Raw genomic sequence first — 20,857 nt, 5'->3', positions numbered from 1 at the left:
TGCGACGCAGCCCGACGCAGCCCGACGCAGCCCGACGCAGCCCGACCCAGCCCGACCCACCCGACGACCTCAGGCCGGCCGCACCGCCAGCCGCCGCAGCTGCGGGAGCAGGTTGCGCCGGTTGGTGTCGGCCAGCCAGCCGTTCGGCAGCGACAGCCGGACCACCTTGTGCCAGGCGCTGGCGACCTGCTTGACCATCGGCCGGGCGTTGTAGGGCAGGTCGAACCGGTCGAAGACCGCGCGCACGCGCGGCGCGATCTCGACGTACCGGTTGGACGGCAGGTCCGGGAAGATGTGGTGCTCGATCTGGTGCGACAGGTTGCCGGTCATCAGGTGCAGCGCCCGCGAGCCGGAGATGTTGGCCGAGCCGAGCATCTGCCGCAGGTACCACTGCCCGCGCGTCTCGTTCTCGTCGAGCGACTCCTGCTCGAACGTCGACACTCCCTCGGGGAAGTGGCCGCACATGATCACCGAGTGGCTCCAGAGGTTGCGGAGCAGGTTCGCGGTCGCGTTCGCCGCGAGCGTCGTCCTCCACGCCCGCCCGGACAGCGCCGGGTAGACGACGAAGTCCTTGACGAGCTGCCGGCGCGCCTTCGTGAGCATGACGCGGACGTCGGCCTTCTTCTCCGGTGACATCCGCCGCTTCTCGCGGAGGTGCTCGCCGAGGTCGAGGTCGAACATCGCGATGCCGTACTCGAAGATGCACGCGGTCACCAGGTTCCACGCGGGCTGCAGGAGGTAGCGCGGCTCCCACGGCTGCGCCTCGTCGACGCGCATGATCCCGTAGCCGAGGTCGTTGTCCTGGCCGATGATGTTCGTGAACCGGTGGTGGGTGTCGTTGTGTGCCCGCCTCCACTGCGCGGCCGGCGTCACGTGGTCCCACTCCCAGGTCGACGAGTGGATCTTCGGGTCCCGCATCCAGTCCCACTGGCCGTGCAGGACGTTGTGGCCGATCTCCATGTTGTCGAGGACCTTCGCCACGGCCAGGCCGGCGGTACCGAGCAGCCACGGCGTACGGCGACGGCTGCCCATCAGCATCGCCCGGCTGCTCAGCTCGACGAGCCGCTGCACCCGGACCAGCCGCCGGATGTAGGCAGCGTCGCGCGCGCCGCGGTCGTCCAGGACGTCCTGCCGGATGGTGTCGAGCTCCTTGCCGAGGAGCTCGAGGTCGCTGGGGGCCAGGGTGTGGATCACACCCCCCGGTGCCCCGCTTTACCTTGGCGGAATCGGGTGCCGGGGCACGATCGTCACCGCCGTCACGTGCCCGTCCAGCGCCAGGGGCAGCGTCCTACCCCGCGTGGCCGATCGGGAGAACCCGGGCTCGGACGGCCGGTGCACGGTCATCCGCGCGCGCCGGGCCAGTTGCAGCGTCACGTCGCTCGCGGTCGCCGGCCGGTAGACCTTGCGGGCCGGGTCGTACAGCGTCACGTCGCGCCACAGCAACAGCACGAAGCGCCCGTTGCGCCGCTGGGTCAGCAGCGTGCGCGCGTCTGCCGGGAGCCCGTCCACCCGGAACGCCAGCGAGCCGGGGTCGAACGCCGGGCCCGGGTCGGCGAGCCGGTGCAGCAGCCGCTTCATCGCGACGTACGCCGGCTTCGGGCTCAGATCGTGACGCAGCAGCCCGAAGTGTGCCTCCGGGTTGTCCAGGTCCGGGTCGTCGAACGAGTCGATGAGCTCGTAGCTGTACATCCGGTGGTCGCCCGCCGCGACGTGCTCGAGCAGCAGCCGCGGCAGGTAGGCGCCGGCGACGTCCTCGGGCACCGCCGGGTGGCTGCTCGAGGCGTTGACCGCGTTGTGGTAGCCCGCCTCGGTGGTGATCACCGGCCGATCGGGCACCGTCCCGAGCAGCGCCTGGAGGATCCGGGCGATCTCGGTGGTCGGCCGGTAGCCGCCCGGGTACATGTGCGCGTTGGCGAAGTGGGCGTACGGCGACAGGTCGCTGACCTGGGCGTAGTTCCAGCGGAAGGCGAGCGCGGGCGACAGCACCGGCAGGTCCGCGGTCGCCGGGTTCGCCCGGGCGGCGTCCCAGATCCCGCGCTGCCACCCGACCATCTCCGGGACCCAGCCGTCCCCGCCCTTGAGGTCCCACTCGTTGACGCCCTCGATGCTCTCGACCGCGCCCGGCGCGAGCCGGGCGACGGTCTCGACGTAGTCGGTGGGCGTGGCCGAGCCGTCGGGGCGGCCGAGGATCAGGTCGAACCGGGCGCCGGCAGCGGCGACCGTCCGGATCGCGGCGTACTGCCGCGGCGCGTCCAGGTACAGGTCGTCGCGCACGTGACGGACGCCGAGGTCCTTCACTGCGGCGGCGACCGCGTCGGCGTCGCGGTAGGGCGTGTCCAGGAAGTTCGTGTGGATGCCGACGCCGTAGGTGTCGACAACGGAGTCCGAGGCGATCGCCTGGACCCGCTTGATCGCCACGTCGCGGTCGTGAGGTGGCGCCGGCGCTGCGACGGCCACGCCCTGGAGGGCGACCGTGAAGGTGGCAGCAAGAACCGTCAGCGTCCCGATACGCATGTCTCCAGGGTTTCATGGATGGCTGGATCGTGCGGCATAACGACCAGGGACCCCCACTCGTTACGGACACGTGGCGACCGGACGCGTGGACTACCTGGACGGCATCCGCGCCGTCGCGATCGTCGCCGTGCTCGCGCTCCACTGGTTCAGCTGGTACGTCCCGTTCTTCCACGGTGGCGTGATCGGCGTCGACCTGTTCTTCGTGCTGAGCGGCTTCATCATCACCACGATGCTCTGGCGCACGCCGTCCGACTGGGCACCCTTCATGCGCCGCCGGCTGGTCCGCCTCTACCCCGCGCTGCTCGGCCTCGTCGCCGGCTCCGTGGTCCTGTACGCCGTGGTCCCGTGGGCGCCGCTCGACCCCGTCGACGTGGCCCGCCGCGGCGTCATCGTGCTCACCCAGCTGTCGTCGCCGTACGCCGCCGAGCAGGAGGGCAGCCTGTGGCTGCCGGCGCTGCAGCCGTTCGGCCAGACCTGGTCGCTCGCGGTCGAGTGGTACTTCTACGCGCTCTGGCCGGTGGCCGTGATCGCCGCGCGGCGCCGCGGTTGGAGCGCCCGCCGGCTGGCGACGGTGTCGGTCGCGGTGGCGGCGGTCGACTACGCCGCCTCGCTGGCCCTCGGCACGTTCTGGTTCTACTTCGGCCCGACCGCGCGCTGCGCGGAGCTGCTCGTGGGCGCCGCGCTCGCGCTGTGGTTCGTCGACCGTGGTCGGCCCGCGCCTCCCCGCGGCAACCTGCCCGCGGCGCTCGCGCTGGCCGCGGTCGCGGCGTACTCCCTGCTCGGGCCGGACGGCGACAGCCCGGTCTACCGGTACGTCGGCGTGCCCGTCGCCGTCGCCGCCGGGGTGGTGCTGATCCGGACCGGCCACCGGCTGCTCGGCCACCCGTGGCTCGCGACGGTGGGCCGGCACAGCTACAGCCTGTACCTCTGGCACGTCGTGCCGTTCCTGCTGCTCGAAGAGGCACCGGCGCCCAAGCCGCTGCTCGGGCTGGTCGCCGTGGCGTCCGCGGTCGGGCTGACCGTGCTGAGCTACCGATACCTGGAGCGGCCGTTCCTGCGCCCGCGCAGCGACGTGCTCGGCCCGGCCCGGGAGGTCACGCCGACCCCAGCACCCCGAGCTTGACCAGCGCGGTCACCAGGTCGTCCGCGGACGTCGCCGACAGGTTCAGCCCGATCCGCGCCGCGACCTCGCGGCGGCGGCCGGCATCGGCGTCGGCGAGGAACCGGGCGAACGGCTCGCGGTCGAGGTCGACCACCTCGCCGGGAGCCCAGTCGAGGACGTCGGCGGGGTGCAGCGCGCGGTCGTAGGTGTCGCGGTCGGGGACCAGGAACGCGATCGGCCGGTCGGTGAGCAGGTAGTCGACCCACACGCTCGAGTAGTCCGTGACCAGGCCCGACGAGGCGCCCAGCAGCTCGTAGAGCGTCACGCCCGCCGCGGCCAGCGCCGTCTCGTCGACGGTCACCGCGCCGGGCCAGTCGCGGCGGTCGGCGTCCATCGGGTGCGGCTTCACGACCAGCTGGCGGCCCTGGGCGCGCAGCCCGGCGGCGAGCTCGGCGAGCCCGGCCCGATCCGGTGAGACCGGGCCCCCCGCGCGCATCGCGCCGACCGCGCGGGCGGTGCGGAACGTCGGCATCCACACCACGAAGTCCGCGGTGATCCCGAGTGCGGCGAGCCGATCGGGCTCGACGTCGCGCCACAGCTGGTCGGTGCGCGGGTTGCCGGTGAGCAGCACCCGGTCGGCGGGCACGCCGAACGTCGCGGCCTGGTGGTGCGAGAACAGGGGCGTGCTGCCGACGAAGTACGTGCTCTCGATCAGGCGGCCGGCGTCCTTGGACGGCGCGATCCCCTTGGGTCCGTCGCCGTGCCAGAGGTTCACGACCGGCTTGCGCAGTCGCGGGCTGCCGTAGAGCCCGTGGGTGAACAGCACCGCCTCGGCGCGCAGGTACGCCCACAGCCCACGCGCGCTGGCCTTCGGCGCCAGCACCAGCCCGCGCGCCGCCAGCGCCTGGATCTCGGGCGGCACCGGGCCGCCGTCGCGCAGCCAGACCACGCGGCCGGCGTAGCGGTCCACGAGCGCGCGGGCCACCTCGACGCCGTTGCCCTCGGTCTCCGGGTACGCCGTCACCACGACCGACCGGCTCTGCGGGACCACGCGCTCGAGTAGTCGTAGGGTCACGCGCAGCGTCGCGAGCACGGCGGAGACGGCGCCGTTCCTCAGAGTCGGAGTCCTCATGCCGGCGTCAGCTCCTCGTCGCGCTGAGGCGCGTCGTCGGCGAAGCCGGCCACGGTCGCGGTGACGAGGTAGCCGAGCAGCCCGCCCACCGCGTGCCCGATGCCCCATGCCGCCGCGACCCAGACGGTGCCGCGGTCGGCGAGGGAGACCGCCATCACCAGCATCACGACGGTGCTGACGGCCTGCACCGAGATCATCGCGACGAGGTCTGCGGCCAGCCGCAGCCGCATCATCCCCCAGTAGTTGAAGGCCGCGCCGACCGCGCCGAGCGCGAGCACGCGCAGCGTGGCGGTGCCCTCGTCGACGTAGTGGGAGCCGAAGATCGCGAGCAGGTACGGCGCCAGCACGAGCATCACCAGGCAGCCGCCGACCGACGCCCCTGCGAGGAGCAGCCCGCCCTTGCGGACCACCGCGTGCCGGCCGTGCTCGGCGCGCTCGGTCTCGGCGTAGGTCGCGTTGGCGACGGCGAGCACCACGGCGTTGAGCAGCATCGCGACCTGGAACGCGATGAAGTACGACCCGGCCTCGGCCGAGCCGAGGGCGTTGACGACCAGCAGCGGGAAGACCAGCAGCGGCAGGACCGTGAGCACGTAGGTCACGTAGCCCGCGGCGGCGAAGCCGCGGTTGGCGAGCAGCTGCGGCGAGGGCGACGGTCGGCGCGAGCCGGGCACGTGACGCAGGATCACCGCCAGGCTGGCCAGCGCGCAGCAGAGGATCGCGAGCCCGAACGCGCCGTACAACCCGAAGGCCCCGGCGCCCGCGAGCAGGAACGGCAGCCCGCACTTGAGCACGCCCATCAGGACGCCGTTGAGCTGCAGGAACGACCAGACCCGGTCGATCGCGAGGAACACGCTGTCGGTGAGCACGTTGAGGGCGGTCGCGGCGACCAGCACGCAGAACACCGCGATCACCAGGGGCGAGTGGAGCACGTCGGCCAGTCGTGGCGAGGTGGCCGGGAGGAGGACGGCGTACCCGAGGGCGAACACCGCACCCGCACCGACCACGACCAGCGCGGCGGTGACGATGTCGGCGGCGCGCCTGGAGCTCGCCGGGATCGTGCGCACGATCGCGATGTTCAGACCCAGCTGGGCGAACAGCGCCAGCGAGTCGCCGGCCGCGACCAGCGATCCGGCGAGGCCGACCTCCTCGGGCGAGGCGAGCCGCGCGGCGATCACCCAGAAAGCCGCGCCCGCCCCGGCCATCAGCAGGGTGGTGATAAGGACGAGCAGGGAGTTGCTCAGCAGCCTGTCCCTCATCGGTAGACCCGGGCCTGGGGTGCGTCGTAGATCCGGTCGAGGTTCCGGTCGAGCGCACGGATCGGGTACGTGTAGGTCAGCAGGTCGCCGGTCCAGAACACGGTCGACTCGCCCTGGTCGAGGATCTGCCCGTCGACGAAGACGTAGCCGTCGCGCGAGAGCATCGTCGGGAACAGCCGGTCGGAGACCGGCGCCCGGTTGTCGCTCATGCCGAGCAGCCGGACGTTGACGTTGCGGTTGGCGATGATCCGCTCGTTGCGCTTGTCGGCGCGGTCGGTCGTGCCCAGCCACTCGATGCCGTGGATCGCGGAGTCGGTCGTGAAGAACCGGTCGTAGTAGACGCCGGCGTTCGCGATCCCGATCCGCTGCTGGGTGGCGGCGAGCACGACGAGCAGCGCGACCGGGGTGACGGCGCACAGGAACCGGCGGCGCAGCACGAACCACATGCCCATCGCCATCACCGGCGCAACGACCAGCAACGTCTGCTGGAACGCGCGCAGCACGCCGTAGTCGACCGACAGGTTCGGCACCACCACGATCAGCCCGAGCGCGGCCATCGAGCCCCACACCAGGAACACGACCTCGCGCGGGAACCCGCTGTCCTTGCGGCGGCGCAGCAGCCAGACCAGGCCGAGCAGCAGGAACGCCTGCATCACCAGCGCGCAGGCCAGCTTCACCGGCGTGGACGCGACCGGGTACAGCTCGGGCTCGGTCACCTCCGGGCCGGGGTTCGGGAGCACCTGCAGCTCCTCGGGGATCTCCGCGGCCCGGTAGTCGAGGGTCGCGTCGACGAACGTCGCCATCCGCTCCTCGGGCGATGTCTGGTCCCCGGAGAGCAGCCAGTACGACGTGTCCGACGAGCTCGGCCCGTCGTCGCCGGAGCCGGTGATCGCGTGCACGGTCTCGCTGAGCACCTCCCGCGCGTGACCGCCGGTCCCGGTGATCGGACCGGCCCACGCGAGCGTGGTGACGAGCAGCGCCAGCACCATCAGCGGGTGAGCCAGCACGGGCTTCGCGCGCTGCCCCTTGCGGAACACCGTCATCCCGATCAGCGCGGCGACCAGTGCCATCAGCAGCACGTACGTCGTGGAGTAGTGGGACAGAACCACGCCGACGCCGAGGGCGAACACCAGCAGCCGGTTGGCCCGGCGCTCGGTCGCGGCGAGCAGCAGCGTCGCGAGGAAGAAGAACGCCATCTCCTGGCGCACGAGGTACGGCATGTCGGTGTAGAAGGTGGGGAACGCGATCGTGAGGACCGCGGCCGCGAACGCCAGCCGCCGCGGGATGAAGCGGCGCGCGAAGAGGTACGTCAGCACCGGCACGACCGCGAACACCAGCTGCAGCAGCAGCTTGAAAACCACCAGCCCGGACAGGCCGGTCGCCTGCGCGAGCACCGTGGGCAGGATCGTGACGCTGAGGCAGGCGTTGTACGCGCTGGGCAGCGCGCTCATCTCCCAGTTCTGCGCGCCATCCGTGAGCCGGAACGCGAGGTACTCCGCCTGGATGTCGTGACCGGTGATCGCCCACCCCCGCAGCGAGGTCGCGAGCAGCAGCCCGGCCGCGACCAGGCCGATCACCCAGCCGTCGTGCGTGCGGCGACCACGCATCAGCTGAGCGAGCAGCGCGGCCGCACCGACCAGCACCGCGGCGACCGCCACGACGCCGGAAGCCCCGTTGTTGAGCCGGATCGCGCCCACGACCGACAGCAGCAGGCCGACCGCGGCGAGGGTCGGCGCGAGCACGAACCGGGCATCGAGCAGGGGCCGGATCGAGCCCGGGGGCACGAGGGGTACGTCCCGACGCCAGAGCAGCAGCGCGAGGTCGACGACGAGCCACGTGACCGCCAGCGGCAGCGGCGCCAGCGGGTGATCGACCCCGACCCACGGCAGCACGGTGTCGAGCAGCAGTCCGCCGACGACGAGACCGAGCAGGCTCAGGGCGAACGCGTACGGGAGCCGGGTCGCCCGGCGGGCGAGGACCAGCGTCGGCAGCGCCACGAACGTGACCAGCGCGACCGCCGCGCGCAGCACGGGGACGTCGAGGTCGAGCGCGACGACCGCCTGCGCGGCGACCAGCGCGAGCACGCGCCAGCGCAGCCGTTCGCGGCGACGTCGGGGCGGGGCGTCGGCGTACGACGTCTCGACCCGCTCGAGGACGGCGGTGTCATGCATGGGTGACGCGCTCCTCGACCGATCCCCAGCGCGACAGCGGCAGGTCGGTCGCCTCGGGCCAGCGCAGCACGACGGCCTCGTGGATGGCGAGCATCCGCTCGAGCAGCGGCGCCGGGTCCGCGAAGTCGGCGGGCCGCAACGCCTCGTGGACCTGGATGAACGGCCCCTGCGCGTCCTCCTCGGAGGTGATCACCACGACCGGGGAGTCCGTGGACATCGCGAGGCGGGCGGCACCGAACGAGCCGAGCACCTCGCGGCCCGCGAACGTCAGCGGCGTACGCCCCGGAACGTCGGTGGCGATCGCGACGACCTCGCCGCGCTGCAGCAGGTCGGTCATGCCCTGGGTGCCGACCGCGGCGCTGACGGCGGTGCCGCCGTGGGTCGTCGCGACCTTCACGTGCTGGCGGAGCCAGGCCGGAGCGTCCGGCTCGAGCATGTACGGGTACGCGACCAGGTGCCCCGGGACGCCGAGCCGGGCGATCGAGGCGAACGCACCGTCGTAGTAGCCGTGGTGCATGAAGTTCAGGACCACGCCGCGGCCGATCGCCCGCGCCTCGCGGAGCCGGTGGATGCCCTGCACCCGCAGGCCGGTGATCAGCCTCGGGTGCCAGCGCAGCTCGCCGCGCCGGGCCTGGTAGCGAACGTACGCCCGCGCGACCGCGTCGAGGTCAGCGTCGGGACGCGCGTGCTCGAGCAGGAAGCGCATCTGGGCGCGGGCGTCCTCGCGGACCTCCTCGCGGCGCCACTCCGCGTGGGTGCGGGCCGCCACCAGCGCCGGCAGCAGCGTCGCGGGAACGGCCGCGCGCAGCCGCGCGACCCTCTCCTCGGTCATCATCGAACGGCCTCCCTCATCACGTCCCCCATCACCTGCACCGTGTCCTCCACGCGTTGCTCCCAGCCCCACCGGCCGGGTTCGACGGTCATCGCCTCGTCGAGCACCCCCGCCAGCGCCTCGGCCAGCGCGGCCGGGTCGCCGGGCGGCACCAGACGACCGTCGACGCCGTCGCGGACGACGTACGGGATGCCGCCGACGGCGGACCCCACGACCGGGCAGCCGCACGCGATCGCCTCCGCCAGCGCCATCCCGAACGACTCCGCCTCGGTCAGCGACGGCAGCACGGTGACACCGGCGCGGCGGTAGTACGCCGGCAGCTCGGCGTGGTCGACGTGTCCGGCCCAGTCGATGAGGTCGGCGACGCCGAGGTCGGCCGCGCGCTTCTGCAGCGGTACGACGTCGTCGCCCGCGCCGACGATCGTGAGCCGCGCGTCGGGCGCCAGCGCGCGCAGCTGCGGCAGCGCGTCGACCAGCACCTGCAGGCCCTTCCAGCGCGAGGACTGCTCGACGCGGCCGACGTACAGGACGCGGCGCTCGCGGGGTTCGCCGGTCGGGGTGAAGACCCCGGTGTCGACGCCGGGCGGGATCAGGCGGGCGCGACCGGTGGCGTGCGCGAGCGAGACCGGCGAGACCGCGACCAGCGCGGCGCTCCGCCGGAACACCCGCGGGAGCACGTGCCGCTCGTAGGCACGCAGCAACGGGTCGACCCGGTGGTCGCCCTTCACCAGCGACCCGGAGTGGTAGGTCAGCACGACCGGCGCCGGCGACAGGAACGCCGCGAGGTCGGCCAGTCCGGGCACCGGCGCGTGCGCGTTGACGACGTCGAAGCGACGCAGCAGGCGGCGCAGCTGCCAGGCCCACAGCGGGTTGAGCGGGGTGTTGGAGAGCGTCAGCCAGGTGCCGAGCCGGAGCACCGGGATGCCGTCGTACGACGTCTCGGAGCTGCGCCGCGCCCGGCCGGTCGTGATCACGGTGACGTCGTGACCGTGGTCGCGCAGGGTGCGCGCGACCCAGGCGGCGTACTGCTCGACTCCCCCGGGGTCCGGCGCGAACCGCGGGGTCACCACGGCGACCCTCACTGCGGCCTCCCCTCGCAGTGCGCGGTGATCCGCCGGTCGAGGTCGGGCAGCGACACGGACACCGGGAAGCTGCCTCGGGGAGGCTTCACGGCCTCGGTCATGCGCGTGACCTCGCCGGGCTCCACGTCGACGGTGTCGACACGTCGGACGCTGCCGACGGTGACGACGTACTCGACGGTGCGCGCCTGCTGGAGCTGGCTGTCGATGGCGAAGCCCACGAGCAGGTCCTTGCCGGACCGGACGCAGACCGGCACCTTCCCGGCAGGGTCGCGCGCGAACGACAGCGCGACGTACTCCTGCTGCTCGTGGGTCAGGGACAGCGCGACCTGGTCGCGGACACCCGGGACGAGCGCGGCGAGCAGCGCCACCAGCCCGACCGCCAGGGCGGTGACCGGAAGCACGCGTCGATACCAGGGGTGATTGCCCACGTCCGGTCAACGCGAGGGTGTCGGGCCGGTTACGCGGGGGCATATAGGGCGCGTGTCACTGTCCAGACCACGTGTTCTCCACGTCGCGCACCAGGTGCTGCCGCACCTGGGCGGTCTGGAGACGGTCGTGGCGGCGGAGACGCGCGGGCTCCACGACCGCGGCTGGGAGGTCAGCGTCGTCAGCAGCGGCTCCGGCACCCGGACGGAGGACGGCGTGCGCACCGTGCGGGTGTGGGCGTGGAACGGCATGGAGGAGCGGTACGGCGTGCCGTTCCCGCTGTTCTCGCCGCGGCTGCTGTGGGTGCTGTTCCGCGAGGTCCGTCGCGCTGACGTCGTGCACGTCCACGACGTCCTCTACGTCTCGAGCTGGGTCGCCGCGTTCTGGTGCCTGGTGCTGCGGACCCCGTACGTCGTGCACCGGCACGTCGGCTTCGTGCACCACACGTCGGCGCTGGTGCGGCTGGCGCAGGGCGCGGTGCTCGCGACGTTCGGCCGGCTGGTGCTCAGCGGCGCGCGCCGGGTGCTGGCGATCGACGACCACGTCGCCCGCGGGCTGCCGAAGGTCGTCGTGCTCGGCAACGGCGTGGACACGGCACGCTTCCACCCGCGCCCGCCCGTCGCGCGGGACAAGCCGGTGGCGCTGTTCGTCGGGCGGTTCGTTCCGAAGAAGGGGTTCGACCTGGTCGCGGCCGCTGCCGGCGACGAGTACGAGATCGCGTTCGCCGGTGGGTCGCGGCCGGCCGGGGTGGACGATCCGCGGCTGCGGTTCCTGGGCGCCGTGCCGGCCGACGAGATGCCGGGGGTGTACGCCGGCGCCGACGTGATGATCGTCGCGTCGGTCGGCGAGTGCCCGCTCACCGTGCTCGAGGCGATGGCCAGCGGGCTGCCCGTGCTGCTGCGCGAGGACCCGGCGCTGCACTCGCCGTGGACCACGGGGCCGGGCGTGCGGTTCGTCGACATGGCCGCCGGCGACCTGCCCGAGGCGCTGCGCAAGCTGGTCGCCGACCCCGACGAGATGCGGCGGTCCGGCGCCGAGGGAGCCGCGTTCGCGCGAGCGGCGTACTCCTGGGACGTGCATGTCGACCGGCTCGATGAGATCTACCGCACCGTAACCCCGCGTTCATTGCCCCGTTGACCGGAAAAGTCGGTCTCGGGGGATCGTCCAGGGGGTCGTGTGTCCACAGCAGCAGAGCGGTACCGCATCGCGGCCGTCGTGCCCTGCCACAACGAAGAGGCAGCCGTCGCGACCGTCGTCGCCGACCTGAAGGCGGCGGTGCCCGGCATCACCGTCTACGTCTACGACAACGTCAGCTCCGACCACACCGTCGAGTGCGCCCGCGAAGCCGGCGCCATCGTGTGCTCAGAACCCCACAAGGGCAAGGGAAATGTCGTCCGGCGCGCGTTCGCCGACATCGACGCCGACATCTACCTGCTGATCGACGGCGACGACACGTACGACGCCACCGCGGCGCCGGCGATGATCGAGAAGCTCATCGAGGAGAACCTCGACCAGGTGGTCGGCGTACGTCGCGGAGATGCGTACCGCGCCGGCCACGAGACAGGCAACAAGGCGCTGAACCGGATCGTCACCGGCATCTTCGGCGACACCATGGGCGACATGCTCTCGGGCTACCGGATCTTCTCCCGCAGGTTCGTGAAGAGCTTCCCGGCGGTGTCGCGCGAGTTCGAGATCGAGACCGAGCTGACCGTGCACGCGCTCGCGCTGCGCATCCCGTCGGCCACCGTCGACGTCGGCTTCAAGGACCGGCCGGAGGGCTCGGAGTCCAAGCTGCGCACGTACCGCGACGGCTGGAAGATCCTCAACGTGATCATGACGCTCACCCGGCACGAGCGCCCGATCTACTACTTCGGGCTGATCTCGGCGCTGCTGATGTTCACCGCGACCGTCCTCGCGATCCCGGTGCTGGTGCAGTACGTGCAGACGGGGATGGTGCCGCGGATGCCCACGCTGATCGTCGCCGGGTTCCTGGTGATGATCGGGTGCCTGCTGTTCCTCGGCGGCCTGGTCATCGACGGCATCCGCAAGTCCCGGCACGAGGCGAGTCGGCTGTCGTACATGCGGCTGCCCGCCGTACGCGGCACGTACGTGCGCGACCCGGAGTTCTACCCGGACACGGTCGCAGCGCACATCCCCGTTCCGAGGACCAGCGGCTGATCCAGCCACTACGGTCTGCGCCGTGAGCAGATCCCGGTCCCTGGCGCACGTCCTCCTCGCGTACGTCGTCGCCATCGCCGTCGGCGCCGCGTGGCTCTACGCCGGCCCCGACACGTCGTACCTCTGGCTGGACGGCCTGATCGCGGACGTCCTCGCGACGCTGGTGATCTTCGGCTTCAGCCGGGCGCACCACAACTCGAGCTTCTACGACGCGTACTGGAGCGTGATCCCGCCGCTGCTCGCCGTGTACTGGTGGAGCGAGAGCACGCCCGACGTGAACGACCTGCGCAACTGGCTGGTCGTCGGCGTGATCCTCGTGTGGGCCGTGCGGCTGACCGCGAACTGGGTCTACACCTTCCCCGGCCTGCACCACGAGGACTGGCGCTACGCGGAGGTCCGCGCGAACGCCGGCCGCTTCGAGCTGGTCGCCGACCTCGTCGGCATCCACCTGGTCCCCACCCTCCAGGTCTTCCTCGGCATGGTCCCGGTGTACGTCGCCGTCACCCAGGTCGGTCGCGACGTGTCCTGGATCGACTGGCTCGCCGTGGTCGTCGGACTTGCGGCCGTGGCCCTCGAGCTCGGCGCCGACACCCAGATGCACCGCTTCGTCCGCACCCGGCAGCCCGGCCAGGTGATGGACCAGGGCCTCTGGGCCTGGTCGCGCCACCCGAACTACCTCGGCGAGATCACCTTCTGGTTCGCCCTCGGCCTCTTCGGTCTCGCCGCCTCACCGTCCGACTGGTGGTGGCTCTTCGTCGGCGCCGTCGCGATGGTCCTGCTGTTCCTGTTCGTCAGCATCCCGATGATGGAGAAGCGCAGCCTCGAGCGCCGCCCGTCGTACCAGGACGTCGTCGACCGCATCCCGGTCCTGCTCCCCCGCCCGCCGCGTTGAGTTGCCCCGGTGGTCGAGGTCCCACGGTGGTCGAGCAGCGAGCGCCAGCGAGCGTCGTCGAGACCCAGCGAGCCAAGGGCAGACGCTCAGCCCCGAGGGTCTCGACAAGCTCGACCAACGACCCGGTGTTGAAGTGCGAGCGAAGCGAGCCTCGACACCACCGCTTCGATGAGGATCGGCACCTGGAACATCGAGGGCCGCCGCACGGAGGACCGGTCGAGATTCCTGCTCGAGCTCGACTGTGACGTCCTGTTGCTGACCGAGGTCAGCGACGGTCTGAGCCTCCCCGGCTACGAGCTGCACCGCTCAGCGATGGAGATGGCAGCCCGTCGACGGTGGGCGGGTGTCGCGAGCCGGTCAGCACTCACTCCTCTGCCGGATCCGCACCCGGCGAGCGCGATGGCCGTCTCAGCATCGACCACATCGCGGTCCATGGCGACCGGCGGCTATCCGACCATGACGCCTATGTCGTGGAGCTCTGACCTTCGCCCAGGAGATCGGCCTCGCCGTCCAGACGGTTCAGCAGATCGCGGAGCCCGGGGTCTGCCTGCTCGCCTCGTCAGCGGTCCGCGCGCTCGCAGACCAGCCCGTCGCGATCCTTGTCCAGGACCTCGCTGGCCCGGTAGACGTCCGGCTGGATCGCGGGGACTCCCCACGGCCCCTTGACCTTGCGTACGGCGGCGACGGTGCCGACACCGTCGGGGTAGACCTTGCGCAGCGCCGCGCAGCTGTCGAAGCCGATCTGCGGCAGCACGGTCTCGGGGCGGACGGCGTCGACGGCTCGGTCCTTGAGGTGCCCGCCGTACTCGATCACCTTGGGCACCTGCGAGATCGCCAGGATCCCGACCAGGCCGAGCACGCTCAGCTTGAGGACGCCGCGCCGGAAGGTGCGGCTGATCCGCGGCTCGGTGCGGCGGATCCGCGGTTCCCGGGGCCGGCGCGAGCGGCGCTGGCCCGGCATCTGCAGGCGCGGCGTACGCGGCGGCGGGTCGGCGGCGGCGCGGAAGCCGAGGTCGAGCTCGATCGAGGCCAGCGTGACCTCCTCGGCCGACAGCATCGGAGGGCGCCGGGTGAGCATCTCGCGCACGTTCGCGGTCGAGCAGATCATCACCTCGTAGCACCAGCCGACGAGCGCCTCGTCGCGCTCGAAGCAGATCGCCGACCGGACGGTGCTCGCGGCAGGACCGCTGACCAGCCCGGCGACGGCATGTGCTGCCTCGCTGGCCTGGCCGAGCACGCGGTGCTGGCGACGACCGCGGCACCAGAAGCTGTTGTCGCGGACCTCGATCCGGCCCGCCCAGTCCTTGACGTCGATGACGAAGACACCCGGCGGGCCCACGATCACGTGGTCCACGCTGCCGCGGCGGCTTCCAGGCCATCGCACGTCAGTGAATACCGACCAGCCCTCCGCGTGCAGTCCCTCCAGGATCGTGCCTGTCGGGCGCGCGCGAAAGCGCCTGGCCAGCCGCTCCATCGGCTCGGCACTCATGTTGCTACCCCTCCTTGGGTCTCTTCCTGGACCCCATCGGCCGGCGGCTTCCCGTTCTTAGGTGTTGTGGCGGCGCGGGACGAGTGCCACGGTGATCGGGTGGCGCCATCGGAGCTGCTGCAGGACGCGGTACGCCGCGAGGCCCTGGCGGGACATGACGGGAAGTCGGGTGCGGGACTCGAGAGGGTCTGGCTCGCGGACGGCCGCGCCCTCGTGGTGAAGCGAGTCATCGGTACGACGGTCGCCCCGGAGCACCTGCTCTGGCGCTCCGGGATCCTCGACCGCCTCCCGCCCGGCGTCGGCCACGCGATCGTGGACGGCTGGGTCGAGGACGACCACACCACCGTGATCGTGATGCGCGACCTGGGCGACGCGGTGCTCAGCTGGGACCGCCCACTGTCGACGGCATCGACGCGAGTGATGGTCGAGCGCCTCGCGGCGATGCACCGCGCCTTCCTGGATGCGCCTCCGGACGGCCTGGCCCCGCTGACCGACGTGCTCGAGATGTTCGCGCCGCACCGCCTGACCGCGCGCGCCGAGGCCGGGAGCGCCATGTGCGCGCTGATCCTCCGGGCCTGGGAGGTCTTCGTCGACACGGTCCCCGCCGAGGTCGCGGACCCGGTCATGACGCTGCTGGCGGACACCACCGGGCTCGCGGCCGCGATGAACGAGGGCCCCGTGACGTTCCTCCACGGCGACCTGGCCGCGGTGAACATGGCGATCGAGGGCGACGACCTGGTGCTGTTCGACTGGGCCACCGCGACGGTCGGGCCCGGGGTGCTCGACATCGCCCGCACGCTCGCGGCCAGCTCGTCGATGCTCGAGCCGAGCCGCGAGGAGATCCTCGCGACGTACGCCGGCGCGGCCGGGCCGGCGTACGACGAACGATCCGAACGGCTCGCCCTGCTGGCCACGCTGGGCTGGCTGGGCTGGAACAAGGCGCTCGACGCTGTCGAGCATCCCGATCCCGCGATCCGGGCGCAGGAGCAGCAGGACCTGGCCTGGTGGGTGCACCAGGCCCGGACCACCCTCGAGAGCGGAGACCTCTCATGGATCTGAACACGCTTTACCACCGCAGCGTCGAGTGCTGGGCGCACCGCGTCAACGAGGTCGCGGAGGACCAGTGGGACTCCCCCACCCCCTGCCGCGAGTGGACCGTCCGCCAGCTCGTGAACCACGTCGCCGGCGAGGACCTCTGGACCGTCCCGCTGATGCGCGGCAGCACCATCGAGGAGGTCGGCGACCGCTTCGACGGCGACCTGCTCGGCGACACCCCGATCCAGACCAGCCTCCACGCCGCCCGGGAGGCGATCGGCGTGGTCGCCGAGGCGCTCCCGTCGCAGGGCACCGTGCAGCTGTCGTACGGCGAGGAGTCGATGGACGAGTACGTCCACCAGCTCGCAACCGACCACCTCATCCACTCCTGGGACCTCGCCGTCGCGACCGGTGGCGACCCCCGGCTCGACTCGGCGCTCGTCCACGAGGTCGCCACCTGGTTCGCGGATCGCGAGGACGTCTACCGCCAGGCCGGCATCGTCGGCCCCCGCTGCGCCTCGCACGGAGACCCGCAGGGTGAGCTGCTCGGCGCGATGGGCCGCGACCCGGGCTGGGGACCCAACCACGCCGGCCTCGCGCGCTTCTCGGCCGCCTTCGGCGCCGGCGACGTGGACGCGATCATGGCGCTGATGACCGACGACTGTGCGTTCGAGGCGACCGGTCCGGCTCCCGACGGCGTCCGCCACGAGGGCGCCGACGCCGTACGCGCCGTCTGGGTGGACCTGTTCGGCGGCACCGCCGGCGCGACGTTCTCGGAGGAGGAGTCCTTCGTCTCGGGCGACCGCGCGGTGCTGCGGTGGCGCTTCGACTGGTCGAACGACGACGGACCCGGTCACGTGCGGGGCGTCGACGTGATGCGGATGCGCGACGGGAAGGTCAGCGAGAAGTACTCGTACGTGAAGGGCTAGGGCGTTTCTCCCGATTCTCGGCCGTCGCGAGCGTCGTCCAGGACGTGCGATGGCAAGGCGCCGGAGCGAATGTCATACCCGTTCGTATTTCGAGCGACGGCAACGCGGCCAGCGTGCGTGCTGGACCGCGCGTAGCAGGCCAGGAAGTCGGGAGTCACGCCCTGGCCCCGATCCGCTTCATCACCGGTGAGGCGAGCACACCGTGGACGAACACCGACAGCACGACCGTGAACGCCACCGTCGACCACAGCCAGTCCACCCCGAGCTCGTCGGTCTCGCCCGCGGCGTAGGCGAGGTAGTAGATCGAGCCGATGCCGCGGACGCCGAAGAACGCCGCTGCCCACCGCTGCCCGCGGTCGAGCGGCGGCTTCTCGCGTCTCGCCATCGGGGACAGGGCGATCAGTCCCGTGACCGGGCGGACCAGGAACACCAGCGCGACGCCGATCGCGACGCCGCGCCAGTCCAGCGCCTGGAGGAGCCCGCGGCTGAGCGCGATCCCGAGCACCAGCAGCACGAACAGCGTCAGCAACCGCTCCAGGCGCTCGGCGACCTCGTGCATCGCCGCGTGGTAGTCGTGCGACCGCTCGGCGGAGCGGAACGTCATCGCGCACACGAACACCGACAGGAACCCGTAGCCGCCGACGATCTCGCCGACGCCGTACGCCGACACCAGCGCCGCCAGTGCGAGCAAAGACTCGCCGCGCTCGGCCACCCGCAACGAGTCGCTGTTCGAGCGGAACGCGACGTACGACAGCACTCGCCCGACGACGATGCCCGCGACGACACCGACGACCACCTTGCCGACGAGGTACCAGCCGACCCACTCCAGCCCCAGCTCCCCATGGGTCGCCAGCAGGATCGCGGCGTACACGAACGGGAACGCGAGCCCGTCGTTCAGCCCCGCCTCCGAGGTCAGCGTGAACCGCAGCTCATCGGACTCGTCGACCTCGTGGTCGCCCGTCTGCGGCCCGGCGACCTGGACGTCGGAGGCGAGCACCGGATCGGTCGGCGCCAGCGCCGCACCGAGGAGGAGCGCGACGGCGAGCGGCGCGCCCATCATCCAGCCGAGCAGGGTGATCGCGGCGATCCCGAGCGGCATCGCGATCCCCAGCAGCCGCCACGTGGTGCTCCACCTCCCCCACGACGCACGGCGCCGCAGCTCCAGCGGCCGGTCGATCGCGAGCCCGACGCCCATCAGCGCGACGATCACCACCAGCTCGGTGACGTGCTCGATCGTGGCGCGGTTCTCCTGCGGGTCGAGCGGCAGCCCGTCGGGCAGCGGCGTGAACCCGATCGCAAGCCCGACCGCCACCAGCACCATCGGCGCCGACACGGCCCAGCGGTCCAGCAGCGCCGGCAGCACGACCGCCAGCAGCAGCGACGCGCCCGCCACGAGGTACACGAGGTCGGCGGTCACGACCCCGCCGTACCCGATCTAGGGTGAAGAAGTGCCTGACGACGCGTTCGACCAGATCATGGAGTCCGTGAACCCGCCGCTCGTGGTCGTCACGACCGTTGCGGAGGACGAGCGCGCCGGCTGCCTGGTCGGGTTCCACGCCCAGTCCAGCATCGGGCCGGAGCGGTACTCCGTGTGGCTGTCGAAGGCCAACCACACCTACCGGGTCGCGCTGCGCGCCTCGCATCTCGCGGTGCACTTCCTCACCGCCGACGACCTGCCGATGGCCGAGCGCTTCGGCACGCAGAGCGGTGAGGACGTCGACAAGTTCGCCGGGCTCGACGTCTCGTCGAGCGAGTACGGCGTCCCGCTGATCGACGCCCTGCCGAACCGGATCGTCCTGGAGCGCGCCGCCCTCGTCGACGACGGCGGCGACCACGTCTGCCTGATGACGCGCGTCCTCGACGCCGGCGCCGCCGGGAGCTTCACGCCGCTGCGGGTCTCCGACGCCGCCCACCTCGACCCCGGCCACGAGGCCGACGAGCGCGCGATCGAGCCGTGAACGCGCCCCTGAACGCGCCCCTGAACGCGCCCATGAACGCGCCCATGAACGACACAGGGGCCGCCCCTTCCGGGACGGCCCCTCCTGGGCGCTGACGGCTGCGTGAGCGTCAGGCCTCGATCGCGGTGCGCTCGTCGGCGCCGGCGCCGATCTGGATCTTGCGCGGCTTGGCCTTCTCGGCGACCGGGACGACGAGCCGCAGCACGCCGTCGGCGTACGCCGCCTCGATCCCGTCGAGGTCGAGGTTGTCGCCGAGCACGAGCTGGCGGCTGAAGACGCCCTTCGGGCGCTCGGTGGCCAGGGCCTCCCAGTCGCCGTTGCGGGCGACCCGCTCGGCCCGGACCGTCAGCACGTTGCGCTCGACGTCGAGGTCGATGCTCTCCTTGGCGACCCCGGGCAGGTCGAACTCGATGACGAACCGCTCGCCCTCACGCCACGCGTCCATCGGCATCACCGCGGGACGGTTGGTGGTGCCGAGGAGCTGCTGGGTCAGGCGGTCGAAGTCGCGGAACGGGTCGGTGGTGCGAAGCAACATCACTGTCCTCCTGGTTCTGATGTCAGGGGCCCGTGGACCGGGTCCGTACCTGTAACGTTCAGTACAGGTTTCTTATATTCCAATCGTCAGGAAGAATCAAGTCCGTGGCCCAGGACAGTCGAGCGAACAGTCGAGGCGTCTTCGCCATCTCGGTCGCCGCCGAGATGGTGTCGATGGAGATCCAGAACCTGCGCGTCTACGAGCGCCGCGGCCTCCTCGAGCCCGACCGCACCTCCGGCGGCACGCGCCTCTACAGCGCCGACGACATCGACCGGCTGCACCGCATCCGCGAGCTGCTCGCCGACGGCCTCAACCTGGCCGGCATCGCGCACGTCCTCGCCCTCGAGGAGCGCGTGCGCAGCCTCGAGGCGGAGGTACGCCGTCTGCCCGGTCGCTGAGGTCAGGCGCGCGGCCGGAACGGCACCAGCTCGTCGGCGCCCGGCCCGATGACGTACGCCGAGGACTCGGGGACCTCGTTCCACGCGCCGGGGAGGTCGCGCAACGGCTCGGAGACGACCAGCCTCGACTCGTCGCCCGCCCGGGCGATCACCTCGATGTCGGGGTAGAGCTCGCGCAGCCGGGCGATCTCGGACGAGAAGAACAGCGAGCGCGACCTCCCCTCGCTGGAGTAGCGGAAGGCCCAGACCGACTGGCCGTTCGTCGTGGCGACGGTCATCTGCACCGGGTGGACGACCCCGTGCTCGGCCGCGACCCGCTCGACCAGCCCGACCGCGCGCTCGACGGCTCCGACCGCGTCGTCGCGCAGCCCGAACGTCAGGGCGAGGAAGAACAGCATCTCCGAGTCGGTCGAGCCCTCGATGTCGGCGTACAGCGCCGGGTCGACCTGCATCGCCAGCTCGCGCTTATAGTCGTGGAAGCCCGCGAGCACGCCGTTGTGCATCCACAGCCACTCGTGCCAGCGGAACGGATGACAGTTGCTGCGCTGCACCGCCGTGCCGGTCGAGGCCCGCACGTGCGCGAACAGCAGCGGCGTACGGATCTGCCGGGAGACCTCGCGCAGGTTCGCGTCGTTCCAGGCCGGGTCGATGCCCTTGAACACCGCCGGATCCGCGCCCTCGCCGTACCACCCGATGCCGAAGCCGTCGCCGTTGGTCGTTGTCGCGCCCATCCGCGAGTGCAGGCTCTGGTCGATGATCGAGTGCACAGGGCGGAACAGCAGGTCCTCGACGAGCATCGGGTCGCCGTAGTACGCCATCCACCGGCACATACCTGCACCGAACCACGCCCGCCTCCCGGGTGCGTCCCCCAGAAGGGGTGACATGAGAGCACTCTCACCGTCGCCTCACATGGGTCCCATCCAGGACG

General features: G+C 71.8%; 20 protein-coding genes. 8 read left to right on the top strand and 12 right to left on the bottom strand.

Translation table 11 applies throughout. The features are described 5' to 3' along the window. Positions 1 to 69 precede the first annotated feature (69 nt). Entirely contained in the window at positions 70 to 1,194 is a 1,125-nt protein-coding gene (locus MJ604_RS02170; protein ID WP_243056632.1) for an acyl-CoA desaturase, read from the bottom strand. An 18-nt stretch (positions 1,195 to 1,212) separates the two neighbouring features. Beyond that, on the bottom strand, positions 1,213 to 2,514 hold the full coding sequence (locus MJ604_RS02165) for a hypothetical protein (RefSeq protein ID WP_243056631.1): 1,302 nt from the start codon (positions 2,512 to 2,514) through the stop codon (positions 1,213 to 1,215). Between the two features lie 70 nt (positions 2,515 to 2,584). Between MJ604_RS02165 and MJ604_RS02160 the strand changes: the two genes are divergently transcribed. Further along, complete coding sequence (locus MJ604_RS02160; protein WP_243056630.1) at positions 2,585 to 3,637, top strand: acyltransferase; 1,053 nt, start codon at positions 2,585 to 2,587, stop codon at positions 3,635 to 3,637. On the opposite strand, the gene MJ604_RS02155 is transcribed toward MJ604_RS02160, so the two are convergent. The 6 genes from MJ604_RS02155 to MJ604_RS24130 are packed head-to-tail and all read right to left on the bottom strand — an operon-like array spanning position 3,609 to position 10,490. Continuing rightward, positions 3,609 to 4,748, bottom strand: coding sequence for a CDP-glycerol glycerophosphotransferase family protein (locus MJ604_RS02155; RefSeq protein ID WP_243056629.1), 1,140 nt, complete (start codon positions 4,746 to 4,748; stop codon positions 3,609 to 3,611). The genes MJ604_RS02160 and MJ604_RS02155 overlap by 29 nt on opposite strands. Then, positions 4,745 to 6,004: a lipopolysaccharide biosynthesis protein gene (locus MJ604_RS02150; protein ID WP_243056628.1), complete on the bottom strand. Its 1,260-nt coding sequence runs from the start codon at positions 6,002 to 6,004 to the stop codon at positions 4,745 to 4,747. The genes MJ604_RS02155 and MJ604_RS02150 overlap by 4 nt, the downstream gene beginning before the upstream one ends. Beyond that, complete coding sequence (locus tag MJ604_RS02145; RefSeq protein WP_243056627.1) at positions 6,001 to 8,175, bottom strand: hypothetical protein; 2,175 nt, start codon at positions 8,173 to 8,175, stop codon at positions 6,001 to 6,003. Before MJ604_RS02145 ends, MJ604_RS02150 begins: the two co-directional genes overlap by 4 nt. Next, the gene (locus tag MJ604_RS02140; RefSeq protein ID WP_243056626.1) at positions 8,168 to 9,007 is read right to left on the bottom strand and encodes a hypothetical protein; all 840 of its coding nucleotides are present in this window, start codon (positions 9,005 to 9,007) and stop codon (positions 8,168 to 8,170) included. The genes MJ604_RS02145 and MJ604_RS02140 overlap by 8 nt, the downstream gene beginning before the upstream one ends. Further along, on the bottom strand, positions 9,007 to 10,089 hold the full coding sequence (locus tag MJ604_RS02135) for a glycosyltransferase family 4 protein (protein WP_243056625.1): 1,083 nt from the start codon (positions 10,087 to 10,089) through the stop codon (positions 9,007 to 9,009). Before MJ604_RS02135 ends, MJ604_RS02140 begins: the two co-directional genes overlap by 1 nt. Next, on the bottom strand, positions 10,086 to 10,490 hold the full coding sequence (locus MJ604_RS24130) for a hypothetical protein (protein ID WP_243056624.1): 405 nt from the start codon (positions 10,488 to 10,490) through the stop codon (positions 10,086 to 10,088). Before MJ604_RS24130 ends, MJ604_RS02135 begins: the two co-directional genes overlap by 4 nt. Positions 10,491 to 10,569: 79 nt before the next feature. On the opposite strand from MJ604_RS24130, the gene MJ604_RS02125 reads away from it, so the two are divergent. Genes MJ604_RS02125 through MJ604_RS02115 form a run of 3 tightly spaced genes read left to right on the top strand, consistent with a single transcriptional unit; the run spans position 10,570 to position 13,585 of the window. Beyond that, the gene (locus MJ604_RS02125; protein WP_243056623.1) at positions 10,570 to 11,652 is read left to right on the top strand and encodes a glycosyltransferase family 4 protein; all 1,083 of its coding nucleotides are present in this window, start codon (positions 10,570 to 10,572) and stop codon (positions 11,650 to 11,652) included. Positions 11,653 to 11,691: 39 nt separating this feature from the next. Then, positions 11,692 to 12,693 carry a glycosyltransferase family 2 protein gene (locus tag MJ604_RS02120; RefSeq protein WP_243056622.1) on the top strand — a complete coding sequence of 334 codons (1,002 nt, stop codon included), beginning with the start codon at positions 11,692 to 11,694 and terminating at the stop codon, positions 12,691 to 12,693. A 22-nt stretch (positions 12,694 to 12,715) separates the two neighbouring features. Beyond that, on the top strand, positions 12,716 to 13,585 hold the full coding sequence (locus MJ604_RS02115; RefSeq protein ID WP_243056621.1) for a DUF1295 domain-containing protein: 870 nt from the start codon (positions 12,716 to 12,718) through the stop codon (positions 13,583 to 13,585). Between the two features lie 559 nt (positions 13,586 to 14,144). Here the strand turns inward: MJ604_RS02115 and MJ604_RS02110 are convergent. Beyond that, complete coding sequence (locus MJ604_RS02110; RefSeq protein WP_243056858.1) at positions 14,145 to 15,059, bottom strand: nuclease-related domain-containing protein; 915 nt, start codon at positions 15,057 to 15,059, stop codon at positions 14,145 to 14,147. Positions 15,060 to 15,173: 114 nt separating this feature from the next. On the opposite strand from MJ604_RS02110, the gene MJ604_RS02105 reads away from it, so the two are divergent. Then, positions 15,174 to 16,133: a phosphotransferase family protein gene (locus MJ604_RS02105; protein WP_243056620.1), complete on the top strand. Its 960-nt coding sequence runs from the start codon at positions 15,174 to 15,176 to the stop codon at positions 16,131 to 16,133. After that, positions 16,124 to 17,038, top strand: a complete 915-nt coding sequence (locus MJ604_RS02100; RefSeq protein WP_243056619.1) for a TIGR03086 family metal-binding protein — start codon at positions 16,124 to 16,126, stop codon at positions 17,036 to 17,038. Before MJ604_RS02105 ends, MJ604_RS02100 begins: the two co-directional genes overlap by 10 nt. 154 nt (positions 17,039 to 17,192) lie before the next feature. Here MJ604_RS02100 and MJ604_RS02095 read toward each other — a convergent pair whose 3' ends face one another. Continuing rightward, positions 17,193 to 18,455 (bottom strand): cation:proton antiporter, encoded by a 1,263-nt coding sequence (locus MJ604_RS02095; protein ID WP_243056618.1) that lies wholly within the window; start codon positions 18,453 to 18,455, stop codon positions 17,193 to 17,195. A gap of 31 nt (positions 18,456 to 18,486) precedes the next feature. Between MJ604_RS02095 and MJ604_RS02090 the strand changes: the two genes are divergently transcribed. Further along, positions 18,487 to 18,996, top strand: a complete 510-nt coding sequence (locus tag MJ604_RS02090) for a flavin reductase family protein (protein ID WP_243056617.1) — start codon at positions 18,487 to 18,489, stop codon at positions 18,994 to 18,996. Between the two features lie 109 nt (positions 18,997 to 19,105). Here MJ604_RS02090 and MJ604_RS02085 read toward each other — a convergent pair whose 3' ends face one another. Then, complete coding sequence (locus MJ604_RS02085; RefSeq protein ID WP_243056616.1) at positions 19,106 to 19,531, bottom strand: Hsp20/alpha crystallin family protein; 426 nt, start codon at positions 19,529 to 19,531, stop codon at positions 19,106 to 19,108. Between the two features lie 104 nt (positions 19,532 to 19,635). Between MJ604_RS02085 and MJ604_RS02080 the strand changes: the two genes are divergently transcribed. After that, positions 19,636 to 19,929 carry a MerR family transcriptional regulator gene (locus MJ604_RS02080; RefSeq protein WP_243056615.1) on the top strand — a complete coding sequence of 98 codons (294 nt, stop codon included), beginning with the start codon at positions 19,636 to 19,638 and terminating at the stop codon, positions 19,927 to 19,929. A gap of 2 nt (positions 19,930 to 19,931) precedes the next feature. Here the strand turns inward: MJ604_RS02080 and MJ604_RS02075 are convergent, their stop codons facing one another. Continuing rightward, positions 19,932 to 20,813, bottom strand: coding sequence for a class II glutamine amidotransferase (locus tag MJ604_RS02075; RefSeq protein ID WP_243056614.1), 882 nt, complete (start codon positions 20,811 to 20,813; stop codon positions 19,932 to 19,934). Positions 20,814 to 20,857: the final 44 nt, after the last annotated feature.

It is taken from the genome of Nocardioides sp. SR21 (assembly GCF_022761125.1).
GTDB lineage: Bacteria > Actinomycetota > Actinomycetes > Propionibacteriales > Nocardioidaceae > Nocardioides.
The sequence above is the reverse complement of the archived record's forward strand: the minus strand, read 5'-3'. Positions and strand labels throughout refer to the sequence as shown.